The sequence below is a fragment of the Paenibacillus sp. PAMC21692 genome (assembly GCF_014303795.1).
In the GTDB taxonomy this organism is placed as follows: domain Bacteria; phylum Bacillota; class Bacilli; order Paenibacillales; family Paenibacillaceae; genus Pristimantibacillus; species Pristimantibacillus agaridevorans.
On record NZ_CP060293.1, the window covers coordinates 6,320,889 to 6,339,972 of the forward strand.

General features: G+C 44.0%; 10 protein-coding genes. 1 reads left to right on the plus strand and 9 read right to left on the minus strand.

Features of this window, described 5'->3' with window-relative positions; all coding sequences use genetic code 11:
- Nucleotides 1-70 precede the first annotated feature (70 nt).
- From H7F31_RS25755 to H7F31_RS25785, 7 genes are all read right to left on the minus strand, one after another.
- Nucleotides 71-1,537, minus strand: coding sequence for a sulfatase family protein (locus H7F31_RS25755; protein WP_187101126.1), 1,467 nt, complete (start codon nt 1,535-1,537; stop codon nt 71-73).
- A 20-nt stretch (nt 1,538-1,557) separates the two neighbouring features.
- The gene (locus H7F31_RS25760) at nt 1,558-3,084 is read right to left on the minus strand and encodes an extracellular solute-binding protein (RefSeq protein WP_187101127.1); all 1,527 of its coding nucleotides are present in this window, start codon (nt 3,082-3,084) and stop codon (nt 1,558-1,560) included.
- A gap of 96 nt (nt 3,085-3,180) precedes the next feature.
- The gene (locus H7F31_RS25765) at nt 3,181-4,047 is read right to left on the minus strand and encodes a carbohydrate ABC transporter permease (protein ID WP_187101128.1); all 867 of its coding nucleotides are present in this window, start codon (nt 4,045-4,047) and stop codon (nt 3,181-3,183) included.
- Nucleotides 4,048-4,065: 18 nt separating this feature from the next.
- Nucleotides 4,066-4,980 (minus strand): ABC transporter permease, encoded by a 915-nt coding sequence (locus H7F31_RS25770; RefSeq protein WP_187101129.1) that lies wholly within the window; start codon nt 4,978-4,980, stop codon nt 4,066-4,068.
- A gap of 154 nt (nt 4,981-5,134) precedes the next feature.
- Nucleotides 5,135-6,670 carry a response regulator gene (locus H7F31_RS25775; RefSeq protein ID WP_187101130.1) on the minus strand — a complete coding sequence of 512 codons (1,536 nt, stop codon included), beginning with the start codon at nt 6,668-6,670 and terminating at the stop codon, nt 5,135-5,137.
- The gene (locus tag H7F31_RS25780) at nt 6,671-9,331 is read right to left on the minus strand and encodes a sensor histidine kinase (protein WP_187101131.1); all 2,661 of its coding nucleotides are present in this window, start codon (nt 9,329-9,331) and stop codon (nt 6,671-6,673) included.
- 18 nt (nt 9,332-9,349) lie between these two features.
- On the minus strand, nt 9,350-10,213 hold the full coding sequence (locus H7F31_RS25785; protein WP_187101132.1) for a helix-turn-helix transcriptional regulator: 864 nt from the start codon (nt 10,211-10,213) through the stop codon (nt 9,350-9,352).
- Between the two features lie 146 nt (nt 10,214-10,359).
- Between H7F31_RS25785 and H7F31_RS25790 the strand changes: the two genes are divergently transcribed.
- Nucleotides 10,360-11,631 (plus strand): TolB family protein, encoded by a 1,272-nt coding sequence (locus H7F31_RS25790; protein ID WP_187101133.1) that lies wholly within the window; start codon nt 10,360-10,362, stop codon nt 11,629-11,631.
- A gap of 151 nt (nt 11,632-11,782) precedes the next feature.
- On the opposite strand, the gene H7F31_RS25795 is transcribed toward H7F31_RS25790, so the two are convergent.
- Both H7F31_RS25795 and H7F31_RS25800 read right to left on the minus strand, forming a co-directional pair.
- Nucleotides 11,783-16,828 carry an S-layer homology domain-containing protein gene (locus H7F31_RS25795; RefSeq protein WP_187101134.1) on the minus strand — a complete coding sequence of 1,682 codons (5,046 nt, stop codon included), beginning with the start codon at nt 16,826-16,828 and terminating at the stop codon, nt 11,783-11,785.
- 177 nt (nt 16,829-17,005) lie between these two features.
- Nucleotides 17,006-19,081: a hypothetical protein gene (locus tag H7F31_RS25800; protein ID WP_187101135.1), complete on the minus strand. Its 2,076-nt coding sequence runs from the start codon at nt 19,079-19,081 to the stop codon at nt 17,006-17,008.
- Nucleotides 19,082-19,084 lie beyond the last annotated feature (3 nt).

Below are 19,084 nucleotides of genomic sequence, written 5' to 3' on the forward strand. Positions count from 1 at the left end.
TTTACGGCAAAAAAGGTACAGCCTCTTCAACTTTATTGAAGAACTGTACCTTTTTCTATAATAGGAACGATCAGTGAAAAGGTTTATAGCTGGTTAAAAATGATTCATGCAAATCCTCGCGAAGAGATAACAAATCCCCTGTCGAAGCCATATGATTTCGTAAACGATTAAGCAAATCTTTAATCATTTGACCTATCCTGCCATCGTCTTGAGCAAAAACAAGATTGTTATGCTCCTCGGGATCACTCTCCAAATCGTATAGCTCTATAAAGGTCTCATCCTTGAAAATATCAACGATTAACTTATACGAGTCATGTATGACGCAGCGTTGAAAATTTCCCCTTGCACCATTCCCATCGTACTGTATGAAAATGTCCTCGCGAATCTTCGATTCGTTTCCTTCGATTAAAGGAATGAGCGACTTTCCGCTTAAACCTGCAGGCGGTTCGACTCCGATTACATCGCATATCGTAGGAAAAACATCAATACTGCTGACAGATGTTTTAATCGACGAAGGAGCATAACCTTTATTTGCAGGAAATTTCATCAAAAGCGGAGTTCGCACTGATTCCTCATACATGCACATTTTTTGCCATAAACCGTGCGAACCCAACATTTCGCCATGATCGCTTGTAAATATGATTAATGAATGATCATACAGATCCTGTGCTTTTAACTCCTCTATGATTCGACCAACACAGTCATCTAACAACGAAACCAAACCGAGATATTTGGGCCATATTTGTTTCCACTCCTCGCGACTGTATCTAACGCCAATCGCGCCTGTCAAATTATACAGCTGAAGCGGCGACTGATTCGGACTCCATCTTCCCACGTTTTCGGGTATATCCGCTTCTTTCACTTTCGAAAACCACGGTTCAGGAATATCTAGAGGCGGATGCGGAGCAAGAAACATACTATTTAACAGCAACGGCTTGCTCCGGTCATGTTTGCGAATAGCTTCCAAACTATCATTTAAAATAAATCCGTCATAAAAAAATTCAAATCCTTCCTCGTAGCATCCAATCGTAGGCAAAGAGTATGACCTGGCTCTAGTTGTCGTACCCCGTGCCATCTCTGGCACCATGCCTTTAAATGCTGCGCCTCCAGGCTTCCTTCTTCCATTGGATTCCAAAAACGCTTCGAACCGTTCTTCGAGCGGCAGCCAATTGGTCTGGCTAGTCGGGTCCTTCTCTAGCTTAGGGGCAGTAAATAAATGCTGTTTACCCGTATGCCAGCTATCCCAATTCTGCTCAAGCCATTGGTATAAATTCGGATGTCCAGGTCTGACATAACCATGCTGTTCGTCAACAGCATCCCACGGGTTAATGAGTGATCCATTCTCGTTCGGATACTTTCCGGTAAAAAAAGCTCCTCGAGCAGGAACGCATAGCGGAGATGCGCAATAAGCTCTCTCAAAAGCAACGCTTTCTTCCATAAGTTTGTTGATATTGGGAGTATAACGGCCGATTGCGTCACTTCGCAGCTGATCTGCCATAATAATGATTATATTTGGTTTTTCCATTCTATTATCCAAAATGATCGGTCCTTTTAATGTTAATTGTTTTCTCTAATCGATTGAGTCAGCTTTTCAAGTCCTGCGTTATTCATCTCTTGTATATAAGCGTCCCAATCCTTCTCAACATCGTTTTTGCCTGTGATAAAGTTTACGACCCAGTCGCGCTGCTTCTGTTCGATGTTTAGCAAGTGGGTTGCCGCGTCGCCATAGGACAGCGGAGTTAGCGGCGGAGAAACAGCATTCGTATCTACATCGGCATATAACTTCTTCAGCTCTTCGCTTACATCTTGTTTCGCTAGGCTATAATCTGTAAACCCCGCAATGAGATTGCCTAATGCAGGTATGATGTCACGATCATATTGCTCCGTACGAACCATCTGTCCATCCTTCATGTTGTAATGGACGCCTTCCATTCCGAAATTAAGAATTTTAACGCCTTCCTCTGTGTGCATATAATCCATTAACAGGGCAACTCGCGCAAGGAAATCCTCATCCCTGTCTTTCTTAATAGCTACAACAGGCGAAGTATAAGGAAGCAATGTTCCATATAACGGGCCTTTCTGTCCCTCGAGCCATGGATTGATAATGCTGATTTTTGCATTTTTATCCGAATCGGTTATTGTTTTTTCCAGTACCGCCACACGGTTTGGGGCAGTGAGTATGGCTGCGGCTTGCCCGCTTGTAAACTTGGCATGCTCTTGTGATTCATTATTCGTAAATATTTCTCTGTCTAACAACCCGTTTGCATACATATCCTTCCAATATGTCAAGAAACCTTTGTAATCCGGCATAGCCTTCTCGTAAGTCCATTCTCCGTCTAACTTGCCCCATTCGTAGGAGCCCGTCCAACCAACCGATGAAACGCCTATTCCGGAAAAGAATCCAAAGCTCGATACAAGCCCGACAGTTTTATCCCCGCCAAGTTTCTTATCTTTTATCAATTGAAGATGATTTTGCAGCTCGTCCCATGATTTAGGCGCCTCAAGTCCGAGCTGGTCCAACCAATCCTGGCGAATAAGGATCGGTGAAATTTCCTTGCCAGGGCTGGAAGGAAGCTGATACATCCCATCCTCTTCCTTAAATTCGTCCATTTCCGGAATACTCATATAGGCTTTCAATCCATCTAATTTATATTTATCTGCGTACTCGGCAAAGTTCATCAAGTAACCATCTTCGTATAAATGCCTGTAGGTGCCTGGCGTATTCATATTGTAACGGAATATATCAGGCATATCGCCGGATGCAATTCTCACTTCAAGATTTTTCGTATATTCTAATGACAGAACTCGCTCTACCTTGAGGTCAATATTAAATTTCTCATTCAAATGCTTAACGATCGCATCATCCTTGTCCAAATCCTTAGGTCCCCAAGTAAACATTTTGATCGTATACTTTTTACTTAAATCCACTTCATTTGCTGCAGCTTGCTCGGAAGGGCTAGGGCTGCTGGAGCTAGAGCCATCTGAACCGCTGGAGTTTTTCCCGGAATCCGTATTAGCTTGGCAACCTGCTGCAACCACAAGCAATGAAATGAGTAGTGAAAATATTTTTACGTTTTTCAACATGCCTAACACGCCCTTTTTATAAAATTATAATAATCATTACATAAGTTCTTTCCGTGCTATTTCGAATCGAGCTGACCTTATCCCCCCTCATTTTAATCAACCTTTGACGGACCCGATCATTAGACCTTGTACGAAATATTTTTGCAAAAACGGATATACCGTTACAATCGGCAGCAGCACTAACACGATGTTCGCTAATCTTAACGTATTTACGTTGTATGCAAGCTCTCCTGTATCCGCCGATATAATTCCTTCTATATCGGAGCTGTCCGTAACTAACCGTTGCAAATACTCCTGAACGGATTTCAAATCGTTTTCCGTGATAAAAAATACGGACTGCATATACGTATTCCAGAAGCTTACTGCTAAAAACAGGCCAATCGATGCAAACAATGGTTTAGATAAAGGTAAAACAATCGTAAAAAAGATACGGAAATGATTGCAACCGTCTATTTTGGCCGCCTCTTCGAGCTCTTTTGGAAACTCGAGAAAGCTTGTTCTCATAATAATCAAATAAAATGTATTAATTAGAAATGGCAGGATATAGACGGCAAAATTATTAATGAGTCCCAAGCTTTTATAGTTCAAATATTCCGGAATTAACCCTGGATGTAAAAACATCGTCATAATGATAAAAAACATAACGACAGAAGATCCACGGAACGACTTTGATAAACCATAAGCGGAATACCCCGTAAAGAACAGGCTGGCAAAAGTGCCTACAATCGTAATTAAAACCGTCACTCTTAAATGGATAAATAGTTCGCCATTATTGAAAATCGCTTTATACGCCGCAAATGTCGGTTCTGCAACATACAGCTTTAAAGGAGAGCTTAAATATTCGGCTTCCGTCATAAAGGAAGCGACGACTGTTTGCCAAAACGGATACAACATAACGAGACATAACAAACTAATAATTATAATAGATACTGCTTCCCACAAAGAAAACTTTTTAATGGTCACTTTCTTCATGCTCCTCGCTTATAAAATTCCACGATGTCCTAACATTTTGGCCAACCGATCTGCGCCAAATACCATAATGCCCGCGATTACGGTTTTAAATAGCCCCGCTGCAGTCGCCAAGCTATGCTGGCCTTGCTGCAATCCAACCCGGAAAACATAGGTGTCAATAATATCTGCTACGTCTTGAACCATTACGTTGCCAAGAACTAAAATTTGTTCGAAACCAACATCTAGCAAATGCCCTGTTTGAATAATAAAAAGGACTACAATCGTTGAAGATATGCCGGGAATCGTAATATAAAAGAGCCGTTGAATTCGAGTTGCTCCATCGACATATGCTGCTTCGTACAAGGTTGTATCGACACGCGTCAAAGCTGCAAGATATAAGATTGTCCCCCAGCCTAAATTTCTCCACACTTCCGAACCGACTAATACAGAACGGAAATAAACAGGATCCCCCATAAAGAATATAGACTCGATGCCGAAAAAGTTTAAAATACTATTTACTAAGCCTTGATCAACGGACAATATATTGTAAAGCACGCCGCCCAGTACAGACCACGATATGAAATGCGGTAAATACAGAAGAGATTGGCTTAAGCGTTTAAAGCGTTCGCTGCGAAGCTCATTTAATAACAGCGCCAGCAAGATCGGCAGCGGAAAGCCGACTGCGAGCTTATAAAAATTTATAATGATCGTATTCATAAATACTTGTTGAAAATCGCTGGAGCTAAACAATTCCTGGAACTTTTGAAAACCGATCCACGGGCTGTTTTCAATCGGACGTGTAATCCGGTAATCTTTGAAAGCAATTTGCAGAAAATACAGCGGCTTGTACTTAAACACGACGTAAAAAACGATTGCCGGAATAATAAAAAGAAAAACTTCATGCCTGGAATAAATCTTTTTGAATTTCTCGAAATGCAGATTCATGTTAGCTTCACCTCGCAGTAATTTAACCCAATTGTAAGCCTTTCCAAGGGGTTGAAACAGTAGGTGATTCGCATCAATAAAGTGGCTTTTTATACAAACGATTCGTGAGAAATAAAAAAATAGCCCCTTATTGCGAGGCTATTTTTCGAAAAAATTAACTGTTTTTATGTTTGGCTTGATGCTTCATTCTATACTCTCTTGGATTCATGTCGAAGTGCCGAATAAACAGTTTGGTGAAGTGCTTTTCATCGGTGTAGCCAACTTCTGCGGCAATTTTATAAATTTGCAGCGTTGTACCCGTTAGCAATTCGCAGGATCTATTCAACCGTTTATTAATGATATACTGAGTAAAGTTTTTTCCTGTATATTCTTTGAATTGAAGCGATAAATAGCCCGAGCTAAAATGAAAATGTTCGGCAACCCCAGACAAGCTTAGCGGACTCGTATAAAACTGATCGATATATTCTTTGACAAGAGTAATGCTTATATTTTTTTGCATTTGGATATTATCATGAATAAGCTCGCATAACCGCTTGCAACGGTCAATCATATAGCTTTCCAGCTCATGCAGCGAATCATAATCCTTTAATTCTTCAATAAAATTGGAATCGTCATTGCAACTCTTTTTAGCTGAGCGCATCGCGGATACAAATTGTAAAAGCACCTGGATACAGATGGTCTTCATGTCCTTCAATGTCATGTCCTTAGCCATATAAGCTTGTTTAAATAGATCGGATATCCAGGCAAGCAACCTTTCTGCATCTCCGCTATATACCCAGTTGATCCATCCTTCATGTGTATCGTTTAGGTCAAACGTAGATGGCGCAGCATCAACCCATTCCGAGTAAATCATTGTTGCTTGGCCGTCTTTCAAACAACGTAAATAATCAACCGTCTTCATGGCCTCGCGGAAGCTATCCGGCAGTTCTGCTACCGTAGGCTTGACAGCACCTATACCCATTACATAACGTGTTCCATGAAATTCGTGCTTAAGGCATCGCTCAATAGCTTCAATACCTTTCGAGAACTGCTGTAGATGTGTCTCAAATTGATTGCCTTCTTGGAATAAAATAATATGAATATATTGATTTTCTGCCCCCATTACATGCGGCAAGTCGCCAATGGACTGGGCAATACGTTCACTAGCTTCATGCTTTTCCTCATCCATCCATATACTAACCACGCTGTACAGTGTATCCTGGTTGGAAAGCGTAATTCCCGTTGGCGTTTTACCGCGAATAAATCTCAGAAAAAGATAATTGTTTTTCAACTGATGAAACTGCATTAAACTACTGCTTTGTTTTCTCTTTTCATCCAAATGCTTTCGAAGTCTTTCCAACACGGCTTCCAATTCCTGAAACACTTTTAATTTTAAAATATAATCAAATGCTCCGAGCCTAATACCGCTCTTTGCATAAGAAAATTCCTCATAGCCGCTTAGCAACACCACCTCTGTATCGCTATTCTCTTCTTTTATTTGTTCGAGCGCGGCCAGCCCGTCCATTTCCGGCATTTTAATATCCATAATAATAATATCCGGACGAACCGATCGAAATTTTTTAATAGCCTCTACCCCATCACTCGCAGTTGCGGCAATATAAAAGCCGAATTGCTCCCAGTTAATCGCTTCCTGCAATCCATCCCTTATTATTTTTTCATCATCAACAATCATTACTGCGTAATCCGCCACTTAGTTTCCCTCCAATCCGTAAGGCAATCTAATCGAAACGATCGTTCCACGCTCTATGGATTGCTCGATCAATAAACCATAAGGGGGGCCAAATTCAAGGTAAATCCGCTCATGGACATTAGATAAGCCGTAATGAGCCGTTTGAGTACGTTTTTCCAATTGATCGCTTATTTCTTTAAAACGCTCTGGCGACATTCCCTTTCCGTCATCAAGGATAACGATGTTAAGCGTGTTAGGTCCCTCCAAATAACAATGAATACGAATGGTAAGCAGTCGATCCTTTTCCAGTCCATGATGAATCGAATTTTCGACAATGGGTTGTAAAATAAATTTCGGCGTATGAATTTGTTTAAGCGGCTCATCGACATCGATTACTAATTTAAGCTGATTTTCATGACGTATGCTTTGCAGTTTCATGTAGGCGTTTACATGGTCTAATTCATTTTGCATACGAACTAATTCACTCGTCCCGTACAGGCCCGACTTTAGAAATTCCGCAGTATCGACCAGCATATTAGCAGCTTTATCATTTTTTCCGGATTTTACAAGCATCATAATGGAGGTGAAAATATTATGAAGAAAGTGTGGGTTAATTTGCGCTTGCAGAGCTTGTCTTACCAGCTTATGAATGCGCCGCTCAAGCGAAACATTTTCCAACTCTTTTAAGGTTAGCTCATCAGTCAAATGCTCTAATCGTGCAAGCATCTGATTGAAGTTTTTGGCTAATACAATAAATTCAAATTCCTTCTCCGCGCTATCAAGCCGAGCATTGATTTGCTCCGGGTAAATCTCCATAACTTGAATGGCTCGAACGATCGGCGCGGTCATTCGTCTGCCTAAGTGACTCGAAACCCAAATAATAATAAGCAGCATGCAAGCAATTTCAATGGAATAGAGAAGAATAAATACGTACTTCTGTTTATTCCAATAATTCGATGCTTGAACCTCAAGCTGCAGTTTATCTTCCTCTAATGGCAATTGAATAAAGGTTGTTTTTTTCGCTCTATTTTCCATGGATGTAGTAAGCGGGAATGACTGTCCTCTCTGATCAAGCAAATGGATAGCATACTCGTTAGCTGGTAAAAGGTTTGTAGATGTAAATATATTTTGAATACCCAGTTCAATAAATCCCATATAGTCGAATTTTTTCAACTCTTCGGTTGGATCAAGTAAAGATAAGATTGATTTTTTCATCATTACGACAGGTGGCATAGAGTCCAGTTCATTTTTAACAATTTCCAGCTCTCTTGCATAACCAGAAACACCTGAAACCTTTTCTTTTAAAAATTGCTGTCCATTGGGCTGACTCACGTTGGAGTAGATTAGCCGATTATTTGCGTTATATATCGCTACCGTACTAATTTCCTTATTCAATATTCCTTTTCGTACTAAAAGATCAGAGAATGCTGCATGATAGGATTCTGTCTCATCATTTCCTGCTAAAAGCATTAAACTTTGAAATTCTCTATCCAGCGACAAATAACGAATATAGAACGTATAGGACCGAATATTATTTTCAATGCCGTCCTTGGTCTTATTTATAATATTGTGCAAATCCTGCTTGGAATTAGATTCGATAATTTTGTCAAAGGAAAGAAAAGAAACAACAATTACAATAGATACAGGGATGATTATAAGAAAATAATATTTAAATATATGGCCGGCAACTGTAGCTTGTCCTTTATAGGAAGAAATATAGTCCTTCATTAGTTGCCTATCTTCGTAGCCTTTTATTTGTTTCAGCTTATTAATAAAATCATAAATTGGATTTAAAATTCGAATCGCTACTTTATTGGATACAATTGCAAACAATAAGATGAGTAGAAACGATAGCGCTATTACAATCCAGATGATTTGCCCAAAGCGATCGCTTAGCTGGCTAATACCATGAATAAGTACATAACGCTCCTGCTTATCGGTTGTATAGGAAGAAACAATTTGTTGATTTTTTTGATAGGTATAAATGGTCCCTGTACTATTTTCCTTAGGCTCAAGAATCGTCGTTATTTTTTCTTGCTTTTCTCCACTGCTAAATACAACTTGCTCCTTATTGTTAATATAGGTCAGACTAACATTGTTTAGTAAAGCCAGATTTTGCAAATCCAAAACAGCTACTATAAAAGCGCCTTCATTTATTGGGATGAGTTGCATATTTTCTTCCGTCAAGCTGTCTTTCGAGAACTGGCCATTTTGAATAAGTAAGTCTTTGAAGTACTTTCGAGAAGCATCAAGGTTCCCGGAAAGCGGATTTTCAGTTGTTTTTGTAATGAGCTGTGTATTTAATGATGTCCCAATCAATTGCTCATTATTAACAATATACATGCCCGTAAATTCTTTGTTCGTATATAAAAAAGCTAAAATATCCGAAATGATTTTTCTATTATAGCTATCTAAATTTTCATTAAAAGGTCTTTCTGTTACCCATTCTTGTATGGTGGGTTTATAATCCTCTACAAATAATCTGAACTGCTCCTTGCTTTTTTGCATTAAGTTTTGCATCGTTTGCATACTTAATAGCAATTCACTCTCGTTAGAAGCCTTAATATTATTAATAATTAGCTGTTTAGATACGACATAACTAATGACAGTTGACAGCACAATAAAAATGACCATCAGCATAATAAAAAGCGAGTGCAGCTTCGTTTTAAAAGAAACGCTCATGACAGTCCCCCACGCCCATTATCGCCCTTCATTAAAAACAATATCTTTGCGAATGCCTAAATTTTCCTTAGCCATCCATTGTCCCGGCGTAATTCCTTCCATTTCTTTAAAAACGCGAGAAAAATGATGTACGGTTTTGAAGCCCGCTTTTTCGGCAATTTGTTTAATGCTTAAATCAGAATACGTTAACCATTCTTTAGCACGATATATTCTAACTTCCTTTAAAAAAGCTGTAATCGTCAAGCCTTTGTATTGTTTGAAAAGCTGGCTTAAATAACTCGGACTATAGCCAACACTTTTAGACATTTCCGTAATTGTCCAATTTTGATCCGCATGCTGCATAATCCATTGCTCCATTTTTTCTGCCGGAGATAGATTAGCTCGAGAAACCGGCTGCTCTAGCAAACCGACCTCCACCATACTCTGACTCCGCTGATTCGTAAACGTCTCTACAGAACGTGATGATAGATAGAGTAATTCAACGACTCGAAGCTCAGCAAGCTCCAAATAATGGCTTGTCCTTATCAAGCCCTCCTGCCGAATAAGTTCAAGCAGTCTAGGAATCTCCCTGCTCGGATGCTGAACTTGAATAGGAATATGATCAACTGAACGGGCAAGCTCCTTTGAATCAATATGAAATTTAATATCTAACGTTTTCAAGGATTGTTCGTTTGATACTGACAAACCATGGGGCTGATTCGGCTTTATAAAAAAGAGCGTGCCAGGCTTCAGCTCGTATATTTCATCATCATGATGAAATACGCCACTGCCATCCGCGATCCAAATCATTTGATAATAAGGATGTCGATGCAGCTTGAGACGTTCACCCTTCACGTAATCATAACGCGCAGTCCATAATATCCGAACGCCAAATTTGCCCATGACATCTCCCCACTTCATGATGCTTTTCAAGATTATATCATAGCCTTGGATAAAAAATTCTAAGAGCTAGACAAATAAAAAAGTGGTTGGATTTCATATAATAGGATTCATATCCAAACTACATATCATTAATGGAGGTTGCAGCTATGCTTATTAGCGAGAAATTCCCTCGTTATACCGAATACAATCCAGCCGTACCTGTATGGTGCGTTACCCCTGGCGAAGGGGGCGGATTGCACCGCTTTTTTGATACCTCGCCCGTCAGCCCATCGGGAAGGTATTTGGCTGTAATCCGGATGCCTTATCTAGATCGGATCAATCATGCCGGTGAAGCTGCCGATGTTGTACTTATTGATTTGCATACTGCCGAGGAGCAGGTAATTGCGCAAACCTATGGCTGGGAGTATCAATTAGGCGCCAACATTAACTGGGGCAGCGACGATCATTCGTTATATTTTAATGATGTAGACACTGTAAGCTGGGAGCCCCATATCATTTGTATCGATCCGCTTAGCGGTGTGAAGCGTCGGCTTGAAGGCTCGATCTATCGCATCTCTCCCGACGGCAGTCAAATTATTTGTGCCAACGCAACTACAATGCGTCGAACGCAAGCTGGGTACGGTGTTATCGTTCCCGAAGATCGAGTTCCCCGCAACTTTGGCTTTGTGGACGATGACGGCTTATATATGACAGATACGAAATCGGGCAAGCGTAGACTTGTCGTATCTATACGTGATATTTTCGATCAAGCTCAGCCTAAAATAGATAAATCATTGTATGAAAAAGGGGAATGCTACGGGTTCCATTGTAAATTTAACCCGCAAGGAACCCGGTTAATTTTTACAATGCGTTGGTATCAAACCGATGAAGCCCAGCCATGGAATCAAATTAATAAAAAGCTTGACTTTTGGGTGCTGACGATGAAGCCGGATGGATCAGACATTTTTGTCGCAGTAGGTCCTGAGCAATGGAGAAAAGGCGGACATCATATTAATTGGTTTCCTGATGGAGAGCATTTATCAATGAATCTGGACATCCATGAAGAGGGCCAGGTTAAACTTGTTCAGGTACGGCATGATGGAAAGGATTTGCGTATGATAACCGATCGTATGCCTGGTTCTGGACATCCAACCGTACACCCCAACGGTCGCCATATGGTTACGGATACATATGCCTGGGAGCCGACAGCGTTTGGAGACGGGACAATTCCGATCCGATGGATTGATCTCCAAACGCAATCGGAGCAGACGCTTATAAGAATAAATGTCGATTACCCCGCTTCCAGCAAAGATGGCTCGCTTCGCGTAGATGCTCATCCCGCTTGGACGCCGGACAATCGTCATATTGTTTTTAACGGCTATGTAGACGGTTCCCGTCGTGTATTTCTTGCTGATCTAAGCTGCGTATTGGAGACATAAATATAGAACATTTTATACCCTCACGCACTCTTATAACAGTAGGCAATTCACGGCAATAAGGTGGGTTTTTATACGAAATAGCCCAAAGAAAAACCAGTCCGATTTGGATGGACTGGTTTGGTGGGCATTCGGCGAATTAATGCTCTGCGATTTACTTCAAGCCTGGCTCCAATGTCAGCATGTTAAACAAAATCATAGCCACTTCCGCACGCGTCGCCTTACCTTCAGGCACAAACTTGTTGTTTCCTTTTCCTTTAATTAATCCGGCTTGATGCAAGGCAGCTACATGTCCCAATGCCCATGCCGGGATTTGTTGCGAATCGCTGAATGCGGCACTTGCAGAAGAATGGATCGTCATGCCAAGCGCTCTTGACATCAGCACCGCCATCTCCGCACGACTAATGTGCCGTTCGGGAGCAAACCGCCCTTGGTCAATCCCGGTTACCAATCCTGCAGCAACAGCAGCTTTAATGCTGCCTGCATACCAGGCATTTGCATCAACATCCGTAAACGCTATTAGCCCATCTTTCGGAATCTCCAATTGCATGCTGCGAACCAGCATAGCCACAAATTCTGCGCGGGTAATCTGGACCGAGGGGTTAAAACGGTTTCCGTTCTCCCAATCGATGACTTGCCTTGCCGCTAAAGTTTGAATAGCTTGCATGGCCCAATGCGTATTCGGAATATCTGCATAATTCTTTTTGTATTCCATTGCCGCATAAGCATACGGGCTGATTTGTTTAAGCTTCAGAGTGATCCGTTCCGATTTCGAATTCACGATCCCTCCGTTATAAACCCATTTCTTATTCAAAGCATCATAATAGTAAATACTCGTCAGTTTACGGTCAATGTCCGTTGCCAGTAATGGGAGCTCCAAACTTACGCCAGCAGCCGTTTGTTCGAGCTTGATCTTCTTGCCATCGGCCGTAACAAGCAAGACCGATACAGTATAGGCTGGACTCACGATGCGAATAGCATCATCCGGTTTTTTGCCAGCAGCCTCCTTCAATACCTGCTCACTTGCTTGCGCAAACTCAATCTCCAAAGTCGCACCCGCCGTATTGCCCGCTCTGCCCAGCAAGGCGTTCAACTCAGCCGATTCAATCTTTAACAGCGCTTCGCCTGTTTGAACCTGCAATGGGTACCCAGTAATCTGACTTATGGGTATGGAAACCGACTTCTGGCTATCTTTCATGCGAACAACCACAATGCCGTCCTCGATTGCAACTTCCGCCAGGCCAGAACCTGCCTCCCCTCCGGTTCCACTGCCACTTCCTGAGCCATTGCCATTGCCATTGCCGTTTCCATTGCCAGGCTCTTCTGAGTTCTCATCATATTCCGCATTCAAAATAAGACGCGATAATTCACTCTCATTCAGCTTCCGCTGATAAATACGAAAATCATCCAGATAACCGTGGAAATTCACGCCAGCTTCTTGCAGCGATGTACCCAATACAGTGCCTGAGGAACCCTGTGAGAGGTATGCCGCATTGTTAGGTTCACTCGCCAATTCACCATTTATATATAATGCCGCTCCTGCTTCTGCATCGTATACAACCGCGACATGCGACCAGTTATTTGTGGAAACTGGCCCTCCTGTTACAGTAGTCCATACTCCCTCTGCAGAGTCTGACAACATTTTGAGCTGCAGCGCTCCTGCTTCATTGATCTCCAATACGACGTTTTTATTAGAGTAAATAACCATTCGCCGCCCGTTCTCATAAGGCTTTAACCATGTTGAGATCGTGAAGCTTTGTTCATCGAGCACGCCGGTTTCCTGATTGGCTACATAATTAATGCCCCCATCCAGGTACATGGAATTGCTTCCGATTTTACCGGAGTAATACGCGGGAACCCAAGGAATCTCATTCGTTGGAACGCCATCAACCGTTCTTGAAATGCTGCCATGCCTGGCAAGAGCAGTCGAGTCATAGGCGTTTGTGCCTCTGCCTTCATCGAAGGTCCAGTGAAGAGCAAGATCGTCGATAAGCATGTCCCTGCCCGTAGCAGTAAGACTAATGTCATCCAGCCATACCGTACCAGGAGCCGATAGCGAGTCTAAGCGAATATCTATCCATCCGTTGTTCACGACGGTCGGTGTCATAAAGCGCGTAACCAGACGTGTCCATCCCTTGGTGCCGAACAGTGGTTCGGATTCATATCGATAAGTTGCGGCTCCTTCTACGGACATACGCAAGGACAAGCCCGTCCCCTTAATCTTATCCGTTTTGACCCATGCACTCAGCTCATACTCCTTGTACGGCTCCAGATTTACGCTTTGTCTCATAACGGTACCCGAGGCAGCTCCCGCTATTTGCAGGGATGTCCCGCCGGAGCGCGAAGCACTCTCATCCAGAACGGGAGTAACGGAAGCCGGGAACGTCCATCCCACAGGGATGCCTTCGTTATTCTCACCTTCCTCAAAGGAAGGATTTTGCGCCTTATTTCCGCTGCCGAGCACCATAATATGGACGGGTTGCGATTGGGCCGCAACCCCTTGACTGCTGATTGCTTTTGCCGTTAAGGTGTAGCTGCCCGCCTTCAGCTCTTTCCATTCCATCTTGAAAGGAGCAGATGCAGCTGTTCCTATTCTCTTTCCATTTGCCCAGAACTCGACCTTGGCAATACCTTGCGGATCGGTTGCGCTTGCTTGAAGCGTAAGCGAACCATTCTCCGACAGAATCGTTCCTTGATCAGGGGTCGACAATTGAACAACCGGGCTAGTTCTGGAAGTCGTTGGGATTACTTCGAACAATTTGCCGTCTCCTGGCAAGAAGCTGATTGCGGAAGTTCCAATTTCATAAATCGCGCCCGTTTCGAGGTCCTTCAAGCTGCCTGTATAGTAAGCTGAGCTTAGCGTCAGTTCCTGTTGCTGTTCGGCATCCGTGTTCACAGCGACCACGTAGGACTTGCTCCCGTCCCGTTTCACCAACGTACTTACATATGGCTGAGTATTACCGGTTCCTGCGACTGTAAATCGATCCTCATCCTTTTTTGCATTCAATAAAGTCTCTTTCAAAGGTCGAACGCGATTGGCTAACGAGCTGACTTCATCATAGTGCGCAGGGCTGTCCTCAAGTCCAAGCCAGCTTTGCTGTGTACCATAGATAAACCAGAATATGCCCGTAGCTCCTTCTCCTATGGCCATCCAGTTCTGCATTCTCAGTTCGCCCACAACAGGTGTCCGTGTAGAGAAGCGTCCTGAATCAAATTTATGCGTTTGCAATATCATCCATAAAGGAGTATCTTCCGGCTTTTCTTCTACTACTTTGCGGACATAGCTGACAAAGTCCCATGACGAATATCCGAAGGCATTTAACGTAAAGTCGCCAACCGGGTTGTGCTTCGCGGCGGGGTAAACGTCAATAAGCAAGGTATCCAGCCCAGCCGCGGAGAAGATGGGACCCACCCGGTCCAAACCGACGAGCGGAGTGGAAATTTTCAGCCCCGGGGCATTTTCATGAAAATAATCCGTTGCGACGACATGATTGTTTAATGCCTCCAGAAACGGTTCATCCGACAGATTAATGCTCTTGATGCTCGGATGATCTTTTAATTTATTAATGATATTATCTGCAATCGGTTGAAATAGCTGCGGATCGGCAGCCTCGCTGTGCATCCAATCATACGTATTCGCATGCGGTCCGTAATGCACGCCCACACCGTATTTGTCAGTTGCCTCGAACATAAAGTGGTCTTCGTCCACATTGCCATTCGTAATCATAATAGAGTCCAAGCCATGGCTATGCAGGTCTGCAATGATTTCCTTGAATCTTTGTTTATTGCCTCTTATCTGGAGCGCATCCTCGAAAACCCCGATCGGGAAGTCGCTTGGCGCGAACGGCTCCAGATCAACTGGATATTCAGGCTCCATGGGGGCCGCTACGCCCTTTACGATAAAGTTTTTGATTCTCTGGCCATTCGCGGTCGCATTGCTGAACATGAAGGACGCATAATTAATGTCAGGAATGAAGCCTGCGATCTGGCCAACATCATACTTATCCAAAATTATCTGACCATTCATCCATATGCTGACTGTATGCTCTGAAGCATTATATTCGACCTTCACTCTAGTATAGCCGTTTGCATCAAATCCTGGAGCCACTCCATTCTTGACCATATTTTGCGTCCGGTCCAAAAAGGCCTGGTATTCTCCGTTCTTGTTCAAGTAAATCCATATTTGGCCGTCCAGCCACATGGCGCCCGTACCTTTATTCAGCCCCAATCCGATCCAGTCCTCTACGCCGGCCGGATAAATATCCGCCTCCACGCTGGATACCGGTCCAACGGACTTAAATGGGACACTGGCAGTAGATGAGCCTCGCACTGAACTGGTAATATAGCTTTCGCTTTCATCCCCTGCAAACACCAGATTCTGACCGGCTTCCCACTTTCGGCCATCGAACTCCGTCTCCTTCTCCTTGAGAGAAGCGCCAACCGTGCGATTCGTGCCATTGATTGCCAACGTATCCGAAATAGCCAATGTTTCCCCCCGAACGATCAGGTTTTTCACTCGTTGTCCATATGCCGTTGCACCGCTGAGCACAAAGCCCGCATGCGATATGTTCGGAGCGAACCCTTCAATCCCGCTAATGTCATGCTGATTCACAACAAGCTCTTCATTGAGCCAGATGGAGATCGTAGCTTCCGTCGAATTTAACTGCACCTTAACTTTGGTGTAACCGCTTGCATCATAGGATAGCAGCGCTCCGGACTTCACCAAATATTTGGTGCCATTTACGAAAGCCTGGTACTCTCCATTCTTATTGACATAGATCCATACCGCTCCATCCTGCCAGATCGGACCAGTCCCTTTCAGCAGTCCAAGCCCTACCCAATCTGTCACCCCTGACGGCTTAATCTCCGCTTCTATGCTTGCAATCTCTCCAACCGAACGAAAGGGTACGCTTGCATTGGCAAGCATTTCAGCGCTGCCGCTAGTCACATAGCTTTCATTCTCGTCCTCGTAATATACCAGCGATGGACTAGCCGTCCACTGCACGCCTCCCGCTTCAACATCGCTTCCCGCAACCTGGGTGCCGGATGCGCGATTCAACATTTCTACACCCAGTGTGTCCGCGACTGCGACAGGCATATCCGACTCAGTTGCCGCGTGCACGTTCACGCTTCCTATACCGGATACGGGCAACAGTGTCAGGCAGAGAACCAGCGTGCATACCATTTTGACCAATCTCATTACAATCCCTCCCATTTATAGTGGTAGAAGATAATCTCTTCTGACGAGCTTAATTATACTGTCACTCTTAAACGGGTAACCACTTTCCGATTTCCACTTTACTATCTTTTGGCTACTGATTCGCGGCACAAAAAAAACCGCTCGTTTCCCGATAGGGATTCCGAGCGGCTGCAGCGTTTATTGTGGATATACATCTATGAGAGTAACCCCGCCTGGTTGAAGCTTGACCTCAAAACTTTGCTTATACGTTGATCCGCCAACGTATTGGTGGGTAAGCCCGCCTGTTGCCGAATCCTTGTAACGGACCGGCAAAATAGGAAAGCTGGAGACAATCCGCGTATCCTCGACAGGCTCCTTCATCGTAACAAAAGCCCGCCGGTAATGTACGTCGTTGTCATTAAACAAGTAGAGCCGAATTGTACCATCCTTAAGCCGATATGCCAGATAAGGTTTATCGCATGTTAACGGACAGTCGCCAATATCGAGAAGGAGACGGGCAAGCGCGTCGCGAAAGCCTGTTGTTACCTTGACGAATGGCAAAGTGTCGACAAGCGTATAAGGGAAATCCGGCGCATCGGCTGGATCGCCTTCCAGATTCGCTTTGCCGTCATCTTGAGTTAGCAGAGCTTCGATTGCCGCACGGGTATCATCATCCGGCGATGCGCCGAAAGCGAAAACAGTCAACGGCCGATTGCTAAAGCGGTCCGCGAACAGAATGGTTGGCTGGATACCGTAAGCAGAAGGCTCGAAGCCTGCATGAGCTGTACATACAACCGATCCACGATCGTATGCCGCTACTTTGCGTTGTTCTTCAAGAGACAACATATCAAAGTCAGGAACCAGCAATGTACCGGTAAACGAATCGAGATCCTCCGAACGAACGCAAGCGCCGCAATGCGTTCCGGCCTTCGCAAGCTCGTAGAACAGCTTGAAAGGTGTCCAGCGACGTGTTTGGATATATTCGGCCAACATGTTCTCATAAGCATGGTCGGACCAGAGCATCGTAGGCGAGAGCGTTCGATCGACATCTGCGGAGAAGGCGATTTCCATGCGTTCTCGTTCCCAGTCCCAATCGGCGCGTTTGATTCCGTCGCCGAGACACAGGAAATAACCTTCAAGAGCACGTCTCGAACCGCCTTTCTCTGCAAGCTGATAGGCCATCATTGTATACAGGTCTCGTTCGTGCAGGCAGGGCACATGCTTCATCATGTCCCATTCCTCAGATGCATCCTGTAGACCAACCATCGAAACCAGATGGCCTTGTCGAATATGTGCTGCAGTAATCGGAGCAATAGCCATATAGCGGTGGAAATAGTAGTCTTGCGTATCCCACGGAGACGCGATAAAACAACTGGTCGGCAAAATATTGGCGGTGAGGTAATCAACGCCGGCATTCATGATCCGAGCCAAATCCGTTCCAAGACAATATTTCGTCTCGAATGGATCCGTACAGTACATGCCAAGCACCATCACTTCGCGTCCGATTGCGTGAACGCGCGCGCAGATTTTTTTAAAGAAGCTTTCCCAACGCCAGCACATAAATTCGATCCACTCTGCACGGACATTTTTCCAAATCCAGTCTGCGCGGGCGTCCTCTGCTTCCGCTTCATCATTTCCAAGCGACGCAGCAATACCGTCAGGCAAAATCAGCCCTGTATGGTCGATGAACTGTGTCACCATATCGGTTGAGTAGTCGCCATGATAGATGTTTCCGCTTGGGCTAAAACCGTCCGCAAGATGTATGCCTTTAAATCCGTAATCAACTAGCGTACGGCAAAGCTGCTCTACGAAAAAATCCTCGTAGTAAGCGCCATTTTTAAAGCGTTTGAGCGCAAATAAACCGCGCCGTTTGCCGCCTCTTGTATGAAACTGTAATTCTGGATGATCGCTAATCCATTCTTGGTGAAAGGAATCTCCGATGGACACCCCCATGATACCCGCGTAAAGCCCGGTTCCGCTGTCGGACAAGTTGCCAGAAAGGTCGCGAAGATTATAATTAGTCCAAGGTTGTCTTTCACGTTCTGCATTGCGGGGTATGCCGTAATAAGCACAATTATCGGCGGGAAGTTCGTATTCCTCGTCCATGCCCTTGTACTGATTGACGAAATCAGGGTGGAACAGCAGCGCACATGCGCCATCAGGAAGAAATCCTGTCTGATCTAAAAATCTCGCAGCCCCGCGATCGGAGTCCTCTCTATCGAAACCTAGCAATTGCATCCAGATAAAAACCTTTCCGTTCTTGAGTTTCTCCACAAC